Raw genomic sequence first — 17,700 nt, forward strand, 5'->3', positions numbered from 1 at the left:
GGCCCTGAATCCATGATTCAGGGCCTGTTCAATTCGGGCTTTACTCTGCTGCCGGGTTCAGCAACTCGGACAGCGCGTCCGGTTGGCTCTTGAACGCCTTGGCAAATACATCACGGTTCTTCGCCATGTAAATCCCGGCTTCCTCCACCTGCTGCTCGCTCAACGACGGCACGGCTTTTTGCAACACCTCTGCCAGCAACTCAGCGAGTTCAAGCATCTTGTCATGACGGTCAGCTTCGGCTTTATCCATGAACAAACGCTCCAGATCTCGGCTGCTGCGGTATACCACTTCGACGGCCATTCACCACCTCACATGCCTTCACGATAGTTGTCTTTTGCGACTACTGTATTTATATACAGCGAAAAGGATAAGCCAAACGCTGGGGTTTGGGTAGTAGGTTTTTAATGTAGTTGGGAAATTGGGGTTTGCTACACCGGAAATTTCTGACAACTTGCCGGGGTTGCGCTGGAATTGTCCGGTGGCTTACCTTCTTCGGGCGCTGCATTTGCAGCGAGCGGGCTTGGCGGCCCACCAAGGAAGCGCAACGACCCCCTATGAGATTGCTGGGTTTTTACACGGCACTCTTGTTTTTATGGCGGGTTGCGCATGGACCCTTCGGGGTGCCGGGTTGTTCCTTACCGGTCCGCCAACCTTGTGCAATCCGTCACCCAATCTGCTTGGCGGCAGACGGTGATGGTTTCTTAACTAAGGAACTAGTCGATGAAGAAACACACACCCACCCCCCCGTCTACCGAGTCAGTGCTTTTCAGTGTCACTCCTGAAGCTGATACAGAAACCTTGCTGGCAAACGCCAGCGAAACCTTGAACAGCGCCCGTGAGATGGCCAGTACCCTGGCATTCGACCTTGATGGTCCACAGCGAAGCTTGGTCCTGGCGATTCATCAACTGATTGAAATGGGCGGTCTGCTGGTCGATCGAGCGCTGGAGCAAATTGCACCAGCTTGATGCCATGATCTGATCGTTCCCACGCCTGTGGGGACGGTCTAAAAAGTGATTGGTGAACACGGATTTTTTCTGTTACTCACTTCATCGCCGGGAGCACGACAGCGAAAACGCTAGCGACTAGACTCCTTTTACATCAACAACGGAGGCTTTTATGGACACTTCCTTTTCCTCAGGTATCCAAGCAGATATCGAAGAGCAGGCTGACAGCTACGACCGCTGGTTTCGCGCGAGAGTGCAGGCCGCTCTTGATGACCCAAGCCCTGGCATTCCTCACGACGAGGTTATGGCCGAGATGCAAGCGCTGATCGAATCTAAACTCAAGAAAGGCGATGCTGATTGAATGGCTGCCCGCAGCGCGGGTAGAACTCCGGCAAATTATTGAGTACCTCAGTCATCGTAATCCTGTAGCAGCGCTTGAGCTTAAGCGATCAATCGAAGCTTCAGTGCTTGCCCTCTCGCGCAGACCCCATCTTTACCGCCCCGGCAGAATCGGCGGAACACGAGAGATGGTGGTACATCCGAATTATCTGGTTGTATACAAAGTGACAGACAATATTCGGATTCTCTCGGTTTTACACGCACGCCAGCGATATCCTTGAAGTTTTCGTTTTTCGGATGAGCAAAAGATCTACTCTGCTCATCCTCCTGCGTGCCTCATGCTAGCCAGTCATCATCTCATGCCTGCCCTCTGGCCTTGTTTCTGCATACAGAACAACCGTCACGTCCAACCGGCATTATCCGGTCGAATCGACCTAAGGAAGCATCATCGTGAAAATCAACTGGGCCGAAAGGCTGCGCCAGCAAGTGCACGGGCTAGCCGAGTCCCTGGGCAATCTGTTCGTCGAGTCGTTCCATTACCTGGCGCTGTTCGCCATTGGTGCGGTGACCGCATGGGCGGCGGTGATGGAATTTCTGGGGATGCTGGAGAACGGGCACATCAAGATCGATGACATCTTGCTGCTGTTCATCTACCTGGAATTGGGCGCCATGGTCGGGATTTACTTCAAGACCAACCACATGCCGGTGCGCTTCCTGATCTACGTGGCGATTACCGCGCTCACGCGTTTGCTGATCTCCAACGTGTCTCATCACAACCCGCCGGATCTGGGCATCATCTACCTGTGCGGCGGGATTCTGCTGTTGGCGTTTGCGATCCTGGTGGTGCGCTACGCGTCGTCGGCCTTCCCTTCGGTGAAGGTCGAAAGCCCGCGTCGCAAGGGCGAGGCGAGCCTGGAGACCGAGAAGGGCGAGCTTTAAAGCCCGACGCTGAAGGGCAGGGTACGGGCGGGCGGTCGCTGCAGGAGTTTGTGGCTGTCGCCGTCCGTCATCAGCTCCAGGATTTGCACGGCGCTGTGGCCTTGTTCGATGGCGATGCCGAACTGGATGCTTTGCACCAGGCGCTTGAGGCGTTGCGGGTCGTTGCGTTGTTCGGCGCTGATCATGCGCTTGGCCACTACGCCGGTCTCGTTCGAGAGGGTGAGCATGATGCTGCCGTCCAGCCGTTGAATGCTCAGGTTGACGCGGTATTGGGGGCTGAACGTGTCGGTGATGATCTGAAAAGGATTGTCCATGGTGCGTTACCGCCTGATAAGAACATGCAGTCATTGACGGCCGGTGTCGGGATTAGTTCGCATTGCCTGACCACTGGCCAAATTCCGTTTTCCTCAAAAGCTCTACAGCAAAGGCCGTGCCGTACAGCGATTTACCCGGCACAGAAATCCAAATGTGGGAGCGGGCTTGCCCGCGATTGCGGTGTATCAGCCAATCAATAGTTGGCTGAATGATCGCTATCGCGGGCAAGCCCGCTCCCACATTGGATGTATGTCGTGAGCTAATTCAGGGCATTACGGAAAAAACGATCGCAGACAGCGCAATCAGGCCGATGACCACCACAAATACATTCGATACCTGACCTGAATACTGGCGCAAAGATGGCACTCGGCGGATCGCGTACATCGGCATCAGGAACAGCAGGCACGCGATGATCGGCCCGCCCATGGTTTCGATCATGCCCAGGATGCTCGGGTTGAAGGTGGCCACGGCCCAGCACGTCAGCACCATGAACAACGCGGTGCAGCGTTCCAGCCATTTCGCCGACATCGAACGGTTGCGCCCGCGCAGGGATTTGACGATCAAGCCTTGGAAGCCTTCGCTGGCACCAATGTAGTGGCCCAGGAAGGATTTGGTGATCGCCACCAGCGCGATCAACGGTGCGGCGTAGGCGATTACCGGCGTCTGGAAGTGGTTGGCGAGGTACGACAGGATCGAAATGTTCTGCGCCTTGGCAGCGGCCAGGTCAGCCGGTGACAGCGCCAGCACGCAGCTGAAGCAGAAGAACATCACGGTCAGCACCATCATGCCGTGGGCGGTGGCCAGGATGCCGCTGCTTTTGCGCTCGGCCTGGGCGCCATAGACGCGTTTCTGGTCCACGGCAAAGGCGGAGATGATCGGCGAATGGTTGAACGAGAACACCATTACCGGGATCGCCAGCCACAACGTCTTGAAGAACAGCGGCAACGGCATGCCTTCGCTGGCGGAGGCGAAGAACGCGCCGTTCCAGTTGGGAATCAGGCTGAACGCCAGCAGCAGCAAGGCGGCCACGAAGGGGTACACCAGCACGCTCATGGCCTTGACGATCACGCCCTGGCCGCAACGCACGATGGCCATCAGGCCGAGGATCAGCACCAGCGACAGAATCGCCCGGGGCGGCGGCGCCATGTGCAATTGGTGCTCCATGAAACTGCCGAGGGTGTTGGTCAGCGCCACGCTGTACACCAGCAGGATCGGGAAGATCGCAAAGAAATACAGCAGGGTGATCAGCTTGCCGGCGCCGACACCAAAGTGTTCCTCGACCACTTCGGTGATGTCGCCGGATTTGCCCGACAGCACAAAGCGCGTCAGCCCACGGTGGGCGAAGAAGGTCATCGGAAATGCCAGCAGCGCCAGCACGATCAGCGGCCAGAAGCCGCCGACGCCGGCATTGATTGGCAGGAACAGGGTGCCCGCGCCGATGGCGGTGCCATAGAGGCCGAGCATCCAGGTGGTGTCGTGTTTGGTCCAGCCGGTGGTTACTGTGCTTTCTCTGACATCGGGATTTTCGGCAGCAGGTGTACGTACATCAGTCATCGGTATTGCCTCGTTATTATTTTTGCGCGGGCTCACGTTGGGGCGGGTAGCAGTGCTCCGATCAGCACTCCACCCAGCTGACCGCCAGGCCGCCCCGTGAAGTTTCTTTGTATTTGTCATGCATATCGGCGCCGGTATCGCGCATGGTGCGGATGACCCGGTCGAGGGAGATGAAGTGTTTGCCGTCGCCGCGCAGGGCCATCTGCGTGGCGTTGATCGCCTTGACCGCCGCAATGGCATTGCGCTCGATGCAGGGCACCTGTACCAGGCCACCGACCGGGTCGCAGGTCAGGCCGAGGTTGTGTTCCAGGCCGATTTCGGCGGCGTTTTCCAGTTGCTCCGGGGTGGCACCGAGGATATCGGCCAGGCCGGCAGCGGCCATGGCACAGGCCGAACCCACTTCGCCCTGGCAGCCGACTTCGGCGCCGGAGATGGAAGCGTTTTTCTTGCAGAGGATGCCGACGGCAGCGGCGGCCAGGAAGAAATTGACCACGTCGTCGTCAGACGCGTCGGCGTTGAATTTCATGTAGTAATGCAGCACTGCCGGGATAATTCCGGCCGCGCCATTGGTCGGGGCGGTGACCATGCGTCCGCCGGCGGCGTTTTCTTCGTTGACGGCGAGGGCGAACAGGTTAACCCATTCCATCGCCGACAAGGTCGAGGTGATCACGTTGGGCTTGCCGATTTCCAACAGGCTGCGGTGCAGCTTCGCGGCGCGACGGGGCACATCCAGGCCACCGGGCAGGATGCCTTCATCGCGCAGGCCCTGTTCCACGCACTCGCGCATCACCGACCAGATATGCAGCAGGCCGCTGCGGATTTCTTCGTCGCTGCGCCACGCCCGTTCGTTGGCCATCATCAGTTCGGATACCCGCAGGCCGTGCTTGTTGCACAAGGCCAGCAGTTCCACCGCACTGGAAAAATCATAGGGCAATTGCACATCGCTGGTGGGCGCAATGCCTGATGCAGCTTCGGCGGCTTCGATGATGAAACCACCGCCCACCGAGTAATAGGTTTGTTCGCTCAGCAGGCCGCTGTCGCCATAGGCGTGCAAGGACATGGCGTTGGGGTGGTACGGCAGGCTTTCGTCCAGCAGCAGCAAGTCGGTGTGCCAGTTGAAAGCAATTGCCTGAGAGCCCGCCAGCAGCAATTGGCCGGACTCGCGCAGTTGCTGGATACGCGCATTGATCGAGGTGGGGTCGACGCGGTCTGGCCATTCACCCATCAAGCCCATGACACAGGCGCGGTCGGTGGCATGGCCGACGCCGGTGGCGGACAGCGAGCCATACAGGCGCACTTCGACGCGACGGGTTTGGCTGAGCACATGCTGGTCGGTCAGGGCTTGGGCGAACGTTGCGGCAGCGCGCATCGGGCCGACGGTGTGGGAACTGGAAGGGCCGATGCCCACCTTGAATAGATCGAAAACACTGATAGCCATGCTAAAGCCTTACAAGCAATGGAGTAGAAATCGCTGCCATGTTTTGTAGAGCAGGCGGAATTGGCGCGATACTGAGCCTCTGGCTCGGCACTGACCAACGAATTATCCTAAGACACCCTTTAGCAGGACTAAACGCTATGACTCGCCCCCTCCACGGCCAGACCTATGTCTGGTTGCATGTGTTTTCCTGCGCCGCACGGCATCTGTCGTTCACCCGCTGCGCCGAAGAACTGCACATCACGCCCGGAGCGGTGAGCCAGCAAATTCGCCAACTGGAGGAGCGCCTGGGCTTTCGACTGTTTCATCGGCGTGCGCGAGGCGTTGAACTCAGCGCCGAGGGGCAGCGCCTGGCGGCCGTGGTGGGGGAGGCTTATGGCAGCATTGATGCCGAACTGCAGCGCCTGGACGCCGGGATGATCAGCGGCACCTTGCGCCTGCGTTCGATCCCCTCGTTTCTGGGCAAGTGGCTGACCCCGCGTCTGCCACGTTTTCAGCAGCGTTTTCCGGACATTCAACTGCGCATGGTCGCCGAAGACAGCAGCATCGCCCTGCATGAAGGCGACTTCGACCTGGCCATCGACCTGAACGACGGCAGCTACCCTGGGTTGTTATCCACAGCCCTGTTGGATGAACAGATATTCCCGGTGTGCGCCCCCAGCCTGTTGCGTGGCCGCCCGCCCTTGCATGGCCCGGCGGATTTGGCGCATTTCCCGCTGCTGCACGACATCACGGCCTGGCGTGGGAGTTATGAATATGCCGAGTGGGAGTTTTACCTCAATGCCATCGGCTACCACGGTGCCGACGTACGGCGCGGGCACACCTTCAACCGCAACCACCTGACCATCGAAGCCGCCATTGCCGGCATGGGCGTAGCGATTGCGCGGCGCACCTTGCTGAACGATGAGCTGGAGCGCGGCACCCTGATCGTGCCGTTCGGCCTGGCCGTGCCCAACCATAAACGCTATGTACTGCTGTATGCGCCGGGCGCGTTGAACCATCCGGGCGTGCGTGCGGTGCATGATTGGCTGGTGGAGGAAGCGGGGATTTTTCGCAGCTTGCACCCGTTGGGAGAGGAGCAATTGTGAGGAAAACAGGACGTAAGAAGTTGTAACTAACTCCCCACCCTACCAGCGTTTTTGCTCGTCGTCAGGGTTAATTTGTAATGTGGGATTTATCTTTGCAAAGGGGTTGAAATGTTTCAGCAGGTGCTCAATTGTGTAATCAAGAGGTCATGGTTTCACCACCCCGGTGTTGCAGTTTGTGACCTCTGGCGAGCTAGCTGAAATAAGGGAAGAACTATGCAAATCCAAGTCAATAGCGATAACCATATTGAAAGCAGCATCCGACTGGAGGAGTGGGTACGTACTACCATTGAGAGCACGCTCGAACGCTACGAAGAAGACCTGACCCGTGTAGAGGTCTACCTGCGAGACGAGAACGGCGACAAGCCCGGCCCTCACGATTTGAGTTGCCGTCTGGAAGCACGGCCAAAGGGCCATCAACCAGTTTCCGTGTGCCATAAAGCCGATACGCTGGAGCAAGCGATCGATGGCGCCGCAGTCAAGCTCGACCACGCACTGGAACATCTGTTTGGCAAACTGCAAGGCAAGCCGCGCGCTGCCGGTAAAAACCAGCCAATCAACAAAGTGAACGAAGACGCTTTGGAAGAGGAATTCCTGGAAAACGAAAACGCTGCTATTAACGGCTGATTGTTTTTTTATTCCCCCCACTGAAAACGGGCCTGCACATGCAGGCCCGTTTTTCGTTCAGCGCTCACGCCGGAAGAAATGCCGGCTCAGCATCGCCAGCCCGCAGGCGCCCAACCCCGCAAACAACATGGCCCAGCCGGCGCCGCTGCGCAGCGCTGTTTGCGCATCCTGAACGGTCAGCCCCGGCGCATCCAGCTTGCCGGCGGCAATATGCTGGCTGAGTCTTGTCCACTCCAGTGTTGTGCTGTCAGGCAGCACGTGGGCCAGGTTGTGGCTGATCCCCAATAACAGCACCAGGCCCATCAGCGCGATATTGAGCGCGAGGGTGATCAGCCGTGCGCTGAAGTCGATGCCCGAGGCCATGCCTGCGCGGTCATTCGAGACGGAGCCGGTGGTGGTGTTGGTGGTCGGCGAATTGGTCAACGCCAGCCCGATACCGGCGATCACGCAACTGAGCAGCACCAGCGCGGTGCTGGGTTGTCCGGCGTAATTAACGGCGGCCATCCCCATGAACCCTGCGCCCATTGTCCCCAGGCCCAGGGGAATGATGCGTTCGGCGCCAAAGCGCAGGGCCAGGCGTTCGGCCAGCGGCGGCACCAGCAAAGTCGGCAAGGTGTAGGCGAGCAAGGCGGCGCCGGTGGTCAGCGTGTCGTAACCCAGGCCTGCCTGGAAGTACAACGGCAGGTAAATCATGAACGGCCAGAAGCTGAAGTTCATGCCGATCGAGCCCATCAACGCGCCATTGAAGCGTTGGATGCGGAACACCGAGAAGTCGAACATCGGATGGGCGCTGCGCCGCTCAATCAAGATAAACAGCAGCAGCCCGAAGACCGCCAGGCCGGCCCAGCCGAGCATCGCCGGCGCGCCAAAGCCGATTTCGCTGCCCTGGGTGATGAAATAAACCAGCGCAAACACCGTGAGTGTCATGGTCAGCATGCCGGCGATGTCGAGGCGATGGTTGGCCGGGTCGCGGGATTCCTGCACGCTGATGTGCAACAACGCCAAGGTGAACAGGGTCAGCGGTACATGCACCAGGAACACCCAGCGCCAGTCCGCCACGGCCAGGATCAAGGCTCCCACCATCGGTCCGAAACCCAGGCCCACGCCAGCGATCACGCCCCATATCGCAAAGGCCCGCGCACGCGTTGCCGGTTCGCGGAACTGATGGGACAAGATCGCGAACTGGCAAATCATCATGGCCCCGGCCCCAATGCCCTGGACGAACCGCGCCGCGATCAGTGTCGGCGCATCGTTGGCCAAGCCACAGGCCAGTGAGGCCAGGGCGAATACCCACAGACACACCACCAGCACACGCCGACGACCGAAGCGATCCGCCAGGGTCCCCGCCGCCATCAGCACGCTGGTGCAGGCCAGGGTGTAGGCATTCATGATCCATTGGGCGTCTTGAAAGCCCGTGCCCAGTTCCTGTTCCAGCGTCGGCAGGATGACCGGCACGCTGGAGATTTCCAGGCCGAACATCAGGGCCACCAGGCAGACGGCGGTGAGGGCCAGGCCGTTCCTGGCGGTGCGCGGGGGAGTGAGGGCCGAGAGTGCGGCGGCGCGGGACATACGACATTCCTTTCGAAAGCGGGAGGGGCTATTCTCTCGGGAATAAGGTTCTTTATTGGCGATAACTTTTCCTTAGACAAGGGAATACAAGGCGACAATTAAGCATGGCTACCCCACGTTTTGATGGTGTCGAACTCTTTCTGCAGATTGTTGAAAGCGGCAACCTCACCGAAGCCGCCGAACGCCTGAACCTCACGCGTTCTGCGGTGGGCAAGGGCCTGGCGCGCCTGGAAGCACGCCTGGGCACTTGCCTGTTACAGCGTTCCACCCGGCGCCAGCGGTTGACCGAGGACGGGCAGGCGTACTACGAGCATTGCCTGCGCGCATTGGCAGAGCTGGAGGCCGCCGAGTCCGTGCTGGAAAGCGGCCGTCAGCAACCCCGCGGGCGTTTGCGAGTGAGCGTGCCCCTGGCGTTTGGTCATCACTATGCCGCGCCGGCGTTATGGGCTTTGCTGGATCGTTATCCGGAACTGGAAATCGACATTTGTTTTTCCGACCGCATGATCGACTTGGTGCAGGAAGGCTTCGATATGGCCGTGCGCATCGGCCCGTTGCCGGACACCGATCGCCTGAGTGCCCGCCGCTTGGGTCAGCAGGCCATGGGGCTGGCGGCGTCACCGGCGTATTTGCAGCGCAAGGGTGCTATTGGCAGTATCGAAGACCTGGCCGCTCATCGTGGCATTGCCTACCGCAGCAACACCGCGCAGCGCTCGCGCCTGGCTTCGCCCTTGATCGTGGACGACCTCCAGGCGGTAGCCGATGCCGCTATCGCGGGCGTGGGCCTGGCCTGGTTGCCGAGTTGGTTGATTGCCCACTATGCGCTGCGCGGGCAGTTGCAGGCCGTGCTGCCCAGCTACCGTGAGCAACCTGCGCCGATCCATGTGATCTGGCCGACGGCGGCGCATATGCCGGCCAAGACGCGGTGTGCCATTGACGCGTTGGTGGCCGCCACCCCGAGTTGCCTGGCGGGTAGCTAGCCCCATTCAATCCTAAACACACCGACAATCAACTGTGGGAGGTGTTGCAGTCTGCAGATTGCAGTCAGAACGCGATAGAGGTTTGCACATACACCGTGCGCGGCTCACCCACGTACTTGCCCTTGTTGTTGTCGTCGAACGAGCGGGTGTAGTACTGCTTGTTGAAGATGTTCTTCACCCCCACCGCCACATTCAGATCCGACAACTGCGGGCCGAAGTCATAGGCTGCGCGGCTGCTGAACAGCATGTAGCCGGGGATGCGTCCATTGGCACCGTCGGCGCTTTCGGCCTGGGTGTTGGCGTTGTCGGCGAACTGGCTGCTCTGGTAGCTGCTGTCCACATTCAGCTTCCACGGGCCTTCGGTGTAACCCACGCCCAGGGTGCCTTTGTGCTTGGACGAGAAGGGCACGCGGTTGCCTTTGTTCGGCCCGTCTTCGCGGATGGTCGCGTCCACATAGGCGTAAGTGGCGTACACATCGAAACCGGCCAGCGCCGGGCTAAGGCCGTCGAGCGCATAGTTGATGCTCGACTCGATGCCCTGGTGACGGGTTTCACCGCGGGCGATCACGGTGTCGTTGGTCTGGTTGCTGTCGTACTGGTTGTCGAAGTTAATCAGGAACGCGCCGATTTCTGCGCGCAGGTTGCCGTTGTCATAGCGCGTGCCGAGTTCCCAGGTGCGGGCTTTTTCCGGTTTCACTTCGCCACTGTTCACACGGTTTGGCATCTGGCTGTACTGCACGCTGCCGAACGAGCCTTCGGTGTTGGCGTACAGGTTCCAGTCGTCGGTGAGGTGGTAAAGCACATTCAGCGCCGGCAGGGCAGTGTTGTAGTCGCCCTTGTATTTGACGTTGCTCAGGTTGTTGGTCTGCTGGGACTCGATCATCTCGTAGCGAATACCAGGGGTGAGGGTCCACTTGCCGATGTCGATGCGGTCGTCGATGAAGAACGCATTGGCTTCGGTGCCGCCGCGCGTATCGCGGTCGTTGCGGCTGTTGGTGGTGGGGATTTGCTGGTTGGCGGCAATCGGAGTGCGGTAGCGCAGTTCGTGGCCGGCTTCATTGATGTAGCGGTAGCCCACACCCACTTCATGGCTGGTGGGGCCGAGGTCGAAGCCCTGGGCGAAGCGCGTCTCCAGGCCGCGCACCCAATATTCCCGTGGCGACAGCGACAGGAAACTGCCCTGGTCCAGGTAACCGCTGCGCAGGGTCTTGGTGAAGAAGCTGTTGACCGTGAATTCGCGGCGGTCCTGCTCGTAGCGGTAGCCGACGTTGAACATCGTGCGGCGGCCCCAGAACTTGTCGTAGGGCCGAGTGGACTGATACGGGTCGGCCTTGTAGTCCTTGACGTTCAAACCGCCCGGCATATCGGCCTGGCCTTCGTAGTACTGTGCCATGGCGTTGAAGCTGTTGGCATCGTCCAGTTGGTATTTGCCCTTGAGGATCAGGTCATCGATGCGCGTGTTGCTGTTTTCGCGCCAGTCGCCGCCGCGGGTGCCGGAGTACAAAATCGCGCCGCCCAAGCCGTTGTCGGCAGTGCCGCCGGCCAGCAGGTTGCCGGTGGTCTTGAAGCCGTCGTGGCTGGAGGAGGGGCTGGTCTCGGTCTGCAAACCGCCCTTGACCGTCGGCGCATCCGGGATGGCACGGGTGACGAAGTTGACGATGCCACCGACGTTTTGCGGGCCATAGCGCACCGCACCGCCGCCGCGTACCACATCCACCGCGTCCATATTGCCCATGCTGATCGGCGCAAAGGAGAGTTGCGGCTGGCCGTAAGGCGCGAAGGGCACCGGGATGCCATCCATCAGCACGGTGGAGCGCGACGCCAGGCGCGGGTTGAGCCCGCGAATGCCGAAGTTCAGCGCCATGTCGTGGCTACCGGTGCCGTTGTTGTCCGGGGCGTTGACGCCAGGGATACGGTTGAGCACATCGCGAGCCTGAGTGGCGCCCTGGCGTTCGAATTCTTCGCGGCGGATCACATCACGGGCGCCGGGGTGCTCGAACACATTGGTTTGCGCCGCGTCACCGAGCCAGTCGCCGACCACGTTGGAGGTCTGCAGCTCCAGGGTCGCAGGGGCGCCAGCCGGTTGCAGGCTGTAAGCGTTGTCACCCTCGGCGCGGGCTTGCAGGCCGGTGCCTTCCAGTAGTTTTTGCAAGCCCTCGGCAGCGCTGTAGCTGCCCGACAACCCAGGGCTTTGCATCCCGGCCGTCACGGCGGAACCGAAGGAAACCAACACGCCGGCTTCGCGACCGAATTGATTCAGGGCCGCTTCCAAGGTAGTAGGTGCGATGTGGTACGCCTTGGCGTCGGCTGCCATCACCGCCGGCAGTGTGGTCAGGCTGAGGCTGGCACCGAGCAGGAGTTGGCGCAGTGTACGGGCGAGAAGCGTCGGGTGCTGGGGCATGAAGGGCGGTCCTGAGAAGGAAGGATCAAGGTGGCTTTCCTTCTCTGTCACGCCAGGTGCGGAAAACGGCTCACACAAAAGTAAAATAAATTCAGACCCGTGCCTGCACGGTCACCCAATAACGCGTAAAGCGCCGCACTTTCACCGGCAGGCTGATTTCCAGTAGGTCGAGGATGCGTTCGCTGTCGTCCAGCGGGTAGCTGCCGGACAGCAGCAGGTTGGCGACGTGTGGATCGCACTGGAGCTGGCCGCGACGGTAGCGTCCCAGTTCATTGAGGAAGTCTTCGAGGCGCATGTGTGCGGCCACCAGCATGCCGTCGGCCCAGGCGCCGCTGTTGGCGTCGGTGGGGCGTGGGGTGTCCCAGCCTTTGCGGGTGAAATTGACCTGGTGCGCGGCATCGACCCTCAGCGCCAAGCCGTTGTAGCGGTTGGGCATCACCTCGACCTGGCCGGCCAGTACCGCCAGTTGGGTGTGGTCGTTGAACTGGCGCACAGTCAAGCGCGCCGCCTGGCTGCTGAGCAGGCCCTGGCCGGTCAGCACGTGCAACGGCGTCTGGCCTGCACGGGCGGTGAGCAGGATTTCACCTTCAAGCAAGCGCACCAGGCGCTGTTGGCCGTCGAAATGCACATCCACCGCGCTGCCGGTGTTGAGCTGCAACTGGCTGCCGTCGGCCAGTTGTACTGTGCGGCGCTGGCCCACCGGGCTGCGATAGTCAGCCGTCAGCGGCGGCAGGATATGTTGCTGGCGCAGGCTCCAGGCGGCGGCCGAACCGGCACCCACAATCAACAGTAATTTAAGCGCCTGACGCCGGCTGCGGGAGGTAGGCGCGTTCAACGCCGCGTGGGCCAGGGGGGAGGGCACGCCGCGCAGGCGTTGGTTGACGCTCTGGATCTGCTCCCACGCGCGTTGGTGTTCGCTGTGGGCATTCAACCATTGCTGCCAGGCCGCCTGCTGGCGTGGGTTGAGCGTGCCTTGCTGCATTTCCAGCAACCAGTGCACGGCTTGTTCGGCGACTTGGCTGGAGACGTTCATAGGGCGAAGTAGCAGCGCATGGCCGCTTTGGTCAGGTGGCGTTTGACGGTGGCGATGGAGATGCCCAGTTGCGCGCCGATTTGCGCGTAGGTCAGGCCGTCGAGTTGGGCCAGCAGGAAAGCGCATTTGACCTGCTTGGGCAAGCCGTCGAGCAGTTGGTCCAGTTCCAGCAGGGTTTGCAGGATGATTGCGCGGTCTTCTTCCGACGGTGCCACGTGTTCGGGCATCTGAGCCAAGGCCTCGAGGTAGGCGCGCTCCAGATCCTGGCGGCGGTAGAAGTTGAACAGCACGCGCTTGGCCACAGTGGTGAGGAAGGCGCGCGGCTCGATCAGCGTTGGCGCTTCCCGGGCACTGAGCACGCGGATAAAGGTGTCCTGAGCCAGGTCGGCGGCGTTTTCCGGGCAGCCGAGCTTGCGTCGCAACCAGCCGGTGAGCCAGTGGTGATGGTCGTTGTACAACACTTCGACGGGGTTGGACGGCTGCAACGCGATCACTCCGCAAGCATTCGACATGCTTTAGAGAACAAGAATTGTTCGCATTGTAGGGCGCATGACAAGGTTCGGCAATCGGCCAAGGCAGGTGATTCATCCGTTCTCTTTTGCTTATGAGAATATTTATCATTAATATTGCGCGCTGATGAACCAGGCGCCTGCCGCATGAAAAGCAAAACCTCATTGCCCGTTTCCTACCGCCTCGCCGTCACCTCGCGCGTGCTGGCGGCGGTGATTGGCGGTTATCTGATGGCCTCCCTGGCCGCCATCTGCCTGGCGCTCTGGCTGCCCACCTCCCGTGCCGATGCGGTGGTCACCGGCATGATGAGTTCCTTTGTGTTCTACCTGCTGGCGGTGCTCTGGTGTTTTGCCTGCCGCACGGCATGGCGCGCCTGGGCAGGGGTGATGGTGCCGAGCGCACTCTTGGCCACCCTGGCCGGCATCGGTTTCTGGATGGCTCGCACATGAAAGAGGGCTTTCGCCAGGCCATGGCCTGGCTGCACACCTGGGCAGGCTTGATCTTCGGCTGGCTGCTGTTCGCGATTTTCCTGACCGGCACCCTGGCCTATTTCAAAGATGAAATAACCCACTGGATGCAGCCCGAAGTGCAGGCCCATCCCCTGGACGATGGGCGCAGCCTCGCCGTCGCGCAAAACTACCTGCAACAGCAGGCGCCTACCGCCGCACGCTGGTTCATTACCTTGCCGAACCGCCGCGACCCCGGTTTGTCGGTGATGTGGCAAGACAAGCTCGAACCCGGCAAGCGCGGTACCTTCATCCAGAAAGTCCTCGACCCCGTCACCGGCCAACCGGTGCAGGCCCGCGAAAGCAAGGGCGGCGAGTTCTTCTATCGTTTCCACTTCCAACTGCAAATGCCTTACCCGTGGGGCCGCTGGCTGTCGACCATCGCCGCCATGGTGATGTTGGTCGCACTGATCACCGGCATCATCACCCATAAAAAAATCTTCAAGGACTTCTTCACCTTCCGCCCGGGCAAAGGCCAGCGCTCCTGGCTCGACGGGCACAACGCGGTGGGTGTGCTGGTGCTGCCGTTTCACCTGATGATCACCTACAGCAGCCTGGTGATTTTCATGAGCATGGTCATGCCTGCGCCCATCGTGGCGTCCTATGGCGACGACAGCCGGGCGTTTTTCAGTGAGCTGTTCCCCGCTACTGACAATGCGCCGGCCCTCGGCCAGCCGGGCAAACTGCTGCCGTTGATGCCGATGTACCAGCAGGCGCGGGAACAGTGGGCGGGCGGGCATGTGGGGCGTGTGGCGGTCAACAACCCCGGCGATGTCAACGCGTCGATCAACGTGTCGCGCGCTGGCTCCGACAGCGTGGTGCATGCCTCCGGCAGTACGTTGTCGTTCAACGGCACCACCGGCGAGCTGTTGCGAGGCAGTGCCGAGCCGTCATTGGCGACGGCCATCGGTGGCAGTTTCTACGGTTTGCACATGGGCCATTTCGCCGGCCCGGTGCTGCGCTGGCTTTACTTTATCTGCGGCTTGGCGGGTACGGCGATGATCGGCACAGGCTTGGTGATCTGGCTGGGCAAGCGCCAGCTCAAGCATGCCAAGGCCTCGGTGATGCCCTTTGAACTGCGGTTGGTGGAAGTGCTGAATATTGCCAGCATGTCTGGCTTGATGATCGCCATCGCGGCGTTTTTCTGGGCTAACCGCCTGCTGCCGGTGAGCTTCACCGCGCGTTCCGACTGGGAAGTGCAGGCGTTCTTTATCGCCTGGGCCCTGAGCCTGTTGCACGCCTTGCTGCGGCGCGGTCGCCAGGGCTGGGTCGAGCAACTGAGCTTCGGCGCGCTGTTGTTTGCCGCCATTCCATTGCTCAACGCCATCACCACCTCGCATCACTTGGGTGTCTCTGTGCCAAGCGGCGACTGGGCGATGGCCGGCTTCGACCTCACCTGCCTGGCCAGTGGCGCGTTCCTCGCCTGGGCAGCCTGGAAGATGCATCACCGCAGCGCGCCGCTACCCAAGGCTGAGCGTGCCCGCGGGTTAACACTCAAGCAGCAAACCAACTGATGCTTCTGGCGCTTTTGATGTGCTACGCCGGGTTCATGGCACTGTGCTTGTCCACCGACCGTCACCACGGCGAATTGCTGCACAGCAAACCCACAGCCATTCGGCGCCTGGGGTTGCGGGTGGGCGGTTGGTTGTTGCTGGGCGTGTCGATCTGGCCGTCGGTGCTGGGCGCCGGTTGGAGCCAGGGCCTGGTGGAGTGGTGCGCGGTGTTGATGCTCAGCGCCTTGCTGCTGGTGTTGCTGTTGCCGTATCGGCCAAGGCTGGCCTTGATCCTGGCGGGGCTCGCCCTGTTGGCCAGCCCTGTTGCGGCGTTCGCCCTCTCTTGAGCCGGCCATGAGGAGCCATCGACCGCAATCTCCTCAGGACACTCCGCACGCGGATGCAGCGGGGGGACGCGCGCATTTCCTGCAGGTGTTTTTGTCCCAGCGCTCGCAAATGGAGGCGTTGGTCAGCCGCCGTGTGGGTTGCCGCGCCACGGCAGCCGACCTGGTGCAGGATTTGTTCCTGCGCTTCTGGCGTCGCCCGCTGGTGCAGGTCGAAGAATTGAGCACCTACCTGCTGCGCTGCGCCGGCAACATCGCCATCGACCACCTGCGCAGCGAAGGCGCGCGAGCACGCAGCAGCGAAGGCTGGCTGCCGGAACAATCTGACCACCAAGGCTGCGAACCCCAGGCAGCGTTGGAGGCGGGCAATGATCTGCGCCATGTGGAAGCCGCCTTGCGCAGCTTGCCCGAGCGCACCCGCCAGATTTTCCTGCTTAACCGCATCCACGGCCGCAAGTACGCCGAAATCGCCAAGGCCATGGGCCTGTCCCAAAGCGCCGTGGAAAAACATATGATGCGCGCCCTCGAAGCCTGCAAGGCCAGCCTTCGCGAACCACCGCCTCCACGCATGCCAGGGAAAGCCCCGTGAACCTCACGCCCACGCCCGCCCAGGAACAGGCCGCACTCGATTGGTTGTGCCTGCTGCATGACCAGCCTAGCAGCGGCGACCAGGCCACGTTCAGCCGCTGGTTACGTGCAGATCCCGCACACGTTGAGGCGTACTCCCAAGCCCAGGTGCTCTGGGAATTAAGCGAAGTACCGGCGCGCCAACTGGCCGATGAGGACGCGCTCGCCTTGCAGCGCTACCTCAATACGATCAACGCCTCCAAACGCTCCCGGGTAGCGCGTTGGTCTGGTGCCTTGGCCGTCGCCGCCTGCCTGCTGCTGATGGTGTCGATGGGCGCCGGTTGGCAGCCGTCACGCTGGGTCGATGAGTGGGGCGCCGATTATGTGACGGCGCCGGGTGAGGTAAAGACCTTCACCCTGGCCGATCAATCCAAGGTCACCCTCGACGCCGACAGCGCCATCTCTGTAGATTTCAGCCAGGGCGAACGGCACATCCAATTGCGCCGTGGTGCAGGTTTTTTCAGTGTGACCCACACCGGCCAACCCTTCGTGGTGGAGGCGAGCGGCGGTGAAACGCGGGTAATGGGAACGCAGTTTGAAGTGCGCCTGCAACCTGACGGCGCCGAGGTCACTGTGCTGTCCGGCCGTGTGGGCGTGACGCCCTCCAAACAGGGCCAGCAACAGGTGCTGACAGCGGGCCAGCAAGTGGCCTATGCCGACGGTATTGCCGACCCTTTGCATGGGGTCGACAGCGCCTCACGCCTGGCTTGGCGCGAAGGTTGGCTCAACTACTACAGGGCACCCCTGGCCGATGTGGTCCAGGACCTGAGGCGTTATTACCCCGGCCGAATTCTTCTGCTTAACGAAAACATGGCCGCCAAACGCGTCAGCGGCAGCTTTCCGAGCCAGGACCCTGTAGCGGTCTTGAACGCCTTGCAAGCGGTGTTGGGCTTTGAACAGCACACCTTGTTGGGCCGAATGATTGTGTTGCGCTAGGCCCGCAGCGCCTTCATCGAACCTTCATCGCAATCGCCAAAACCTGTCACCAAACGGTTACACG

The 17,700-nt window shown here is 60.9% G+C and carries 20 protein-coding genes; 12 read left to right on the plus strand and 8 right to left on the minus strand.

Annotated elements, in window-relative coordinates:
• Nucleotides 1–40: 40 nt before the first annotated feature.
• Entirely contained in the window at nt 41–301 is a 261-nt protein-coding gene (locus GH769_RS01965; RefSeq protein WP_003188807.1) for a YebG family protein, read from the minus strand.
• Nucleotides 302–721: 420 nt separating this feature from the next.
• Between GH769_RS01965 and GH769_RS01970 the strand changes: the two genes are divergently transcribed.
• The 4 genes from GH769_RS01970 (at nt 722) to GH769_RS01985 (ending at nt 2,224) form a co-directional block, all read left to right on the plus strand.
• On the plus strand, nt 722–967 hold the full coding sequence (locus GH769_RS01970) for a DUF6124 family protein (protein ID WP_014717049.1): 246 nt from the start codon (nt 722–724) through the stop codon (nt 965–967).
• A gap of 151 nt (nt 968–1,118) precedes the next feature.
• Nucleotides 1,119–1,307 carry a hypothetical protein gene (locus GH769_RS01975; protein WP_014717050.1) on the plus strand — a complete coding sequence of 63 codons (189 nt, stop codon included), beginning with the start codon at nt 1,119–1,121 and terminating at the stop codon, nt 1,305–1,307.
• Nucleotides 1,297–1,566, plus strand: coding sequence for a type II toxin-antitoxin system RelE/ParE family toxin (locus GH769_RS01980; RefSeq protein WP_014717051.1), 270 nt, complete (start codon nt 1,297–1,299; stop codon nt 1,564–1,566). The genes GH769_RS01975 and GH769_RS01980 overlap by 11 nt, the downstream gene beginning before the upstream one ends.
• 169 nt (nt 1,567–1,735) lie before the next feature.
• Nucleotides 1,736–2,224 (plus strand): phosphate-starvation-inducible protein PsiE, encoded by a 489-nt coding sequence (locus tag GH769_RS01985; protein ID WP_014717052.1) that lies wholly within the window; start codon nt 1,736–1,738, stop codon nt 2,222–2,224.
• Here GH769_RS01985 and GH769_RS01990 read toward each other — a convergent pair.
• The 3 genes from GH769_RS01990 to GH769_RS02000 form a co-directional block, all read right to left on the minus strand.
• Nucleotides 2,221–2,538, minus strand: coding sequence for a DUF3509 domain-containing protein (locus GH769_RS01990; RefSeq protein ID WP_032893434.1), 318 nt, complete (start codon nt 2,536–2,538; stop codon nt 2,221–2,223). The two genes, GH769_RS01985 and GH769_RS01990, sit on opposite strands and share 4 nt — an antisense overlap.
• Before the next feature lie 265 nt (nt 2,539–2,803).
• Nucleotides 2,804–4,093: a serine/threonine transporter gene (locus tag GH769_RS01995; protein WP_014717054.1), complete on the minus strand. Its 1,290-nt coding sequence runs from the start codon at nt 4,091–4,093 to the stop codon at nt 2,804–2,806.
• 61 nt (nt 4,094–4,154) lie between these two features.
• Nucleotides 4,155–5,531 (minus strand): L-serine ammonia-lyase, encoded by a 1,377-nt coding sequence (locus tag GH769_RS02000; RefSeq protein ID WP_019817648.1) that lies wholly within the window; start codon nt 5,529–5,531, stop codon nt 4,155–4,157.
• Nucleotides 5,532–5,668: 137 nt separating this feature from the next.
• On the opposite strand from GH769_RS02000, the gene GH769_RS02005 reads away from it, so the two are divergent.
• Both GH769_RS02005 and GH769_RS02010 read left to right on the plus strand, forming a co-directional pair.
• Nucleotides 5,669–6,616: a LysR substrate-binding domain-containing protein gene (locus GH769_RS02005; protein ID WP_014717056.1), complete on the plus strand. Its 948-nt coding sequence runs from the start codon at nt 5,669–5,671 to the stop codon at nt 6,614–6,616.
• 213 nt (nt 6,617–6,829) lie between these two features.
• Nucleotides 6,830–7,240, plus strand: coding sequence for an HPF/RaiA family ribosome-associated protein (locus GH769_RS02010; RefSeq protein ID WP_003188815.1), 411 nt, complete (start codon nt 6,830–6,832; stop codon nt 7,238–7,240).
• A 57-nt stretch (nt 7,241–7,297) separates the two neighbouring features.
• Here the strand turns inward: GH769_RS02010 and GH769_RS02015 are convergent, their stop codons facing one another.
• Nucleotides 7,298–8,809, minus strand: coding sequence for an MFS transporter (locus GH769_RS02015; RefSeq protein WP_014717057.1), 1,512 nt, complete (start codon nt 8,807–8,809; stop codon nt 7,298–7,300).
• 104 nt (nt 8,810–8,913) lie between these two features.
• Here GH769_RS02015 and GH769_RS02020 point away from each other — a divergent pair, with 104 nt between their 5' ends.
• Nucleotides 8,914–9,786: a LysR family transcriptional regulator gene (locus GH769_RS02020; protein WP_019817650.1), complete on the plus strand. Its 873-nt coding sequence runs from the start codon at nt 8,914–8,916 to the stop codon at nt 9,784–9,786.
• Nucleotides 9,787–9,850: 64 nt separating this feature from the next.
• Here the strand turns inward: GH769_RS02020 and fecA are convergent, their stop codons facing one another.
• The 3 genes from fecA to GH769_RS02035 form a co-directional block, all read right to left on the minus strand.
• Nucleotides 9,851–12,187 (minus strand): TonB-dependent Fe(3+) dicitrate receptor FecA, encoded by a 2,337-nt coding sequence (gene fecA / locus GH769_RS02025; RefSeq protein ID WP_032903320.1) that lies wholly within the window; start codon nt 12,185–12,187, stop codon nt 9,851–9,853.
• A 91-nt stretch (nt 12,188–12,278) separates the two neighbouring features.
• Nucleotides 12,279–13,220, minus strand: a complete 942-nt coding sequence (locus tag GH769_RS02030) for a FecR domain-containing protein (RefSeq protein WP_032903318.1) — start codon at nt 13,218–13,220, stop codon at nt 12,279–12,281.
• On the minus strand, nt 13,217–13,705 hold the full coding sequence (locus GH769_RS02035) for a sigma-70 family RNA polymerase sigma factor (protein WP_032903394.1): 489 nt from the start codon (nt 13,703–13,705) through the stop codon (nt 13,217–13,219). The genes GH769_RS02030 and GH769_RS02035 overlap by 4 nt, the downstream gene beginning before the upstream one ends.
• Before the next feature lie 171 nt (nt 13,706–13,876).
• Between GH769_RS02035 and GH769_RS02040 the strand changes: the two genes are divergently transcribed.
• Genes GH769_RS02040 through GH769_RS02060 form a run of 5 tightly spaced genes read left to right on the plus strand, consistent with a single transcriptional unit; the run spans nt 13,877 to nt 17,636 of the window.
• Nucleotides 13,877–14,179, plus strand: a complete 303-nt coding sequence (locus GH769_RS02040; RefSeq protein ID WP_014717062.1) for a DUF3649 domain-containing protein — start codon at nt 13,877–13,879, stop codon at nt 14,177–14,179.
• Nucleotides 14,176–15,750, plus strand: coding sequence for a PepSY domain-containing protein (locus GH769_RS02045; RefSeq protein WP_032903316.1), 1,575 nt, complete (start codon nt 14,176–14,178; stop codon nt 15,748–15,750). The genes GH769_RS02040 and GH769_RS02045 overlap by 4 nt, the downstream gene beginning before the upstream one ends.
• Nucleotides 15,750–16,076, plus strand: coding sequence for a DUF3325 domain-containing protein (locus GH769_RS02050; RefSeq protein WP_019817655.1), 327 nt, complete (start codon nt 15,750–15,752; stop codon nt 16,074–16,076). Before GH769_RS02045 ends, GH769_RS02050 begins: the two co-directional genes overlap by 1 nt.
• Before the next feature lie 7 nt (nt 16,077–16,083).
• On the plus strand, nt 16,084–16,662 hold the full coding sequence (locus tag GH769_RS02055) for an RNA polymerase sigma factor (RefSeq protein WP_014717065.1): 579 nt from the start codon (nt 16,084–16,086) through the stop codon (nt 16,660–16,662).
• Nucleotides 16,659–17,636, plus strand: coding sequence for a FecR family protein (locus GH769_RS02060; RefSeq protein WP_032903315.1), 978 nt, complete (start codon nt 16,659–16,661; stop codon nt 17,634–17,636). The genes GH769_RS02055 and GH769_RS02060 overlap by 4 nt, the downstream gene beginning before the upstream one ends.
• The last annotated feature ends 64 nt before the right edge of the window (nt 17,637–17,700 follow it).

The sequence above is a fragment of the Pseudomonas sp. CFSAN084952 genome, from assembly GCF_009648855.1.
GTDB lineage: Bacteria > Pseudomonadota > Gammaproteobacteria > Pseudomonadales > Pseudomonadaceae > Aquipseudomonas > Aquipseudomonas paracarnis.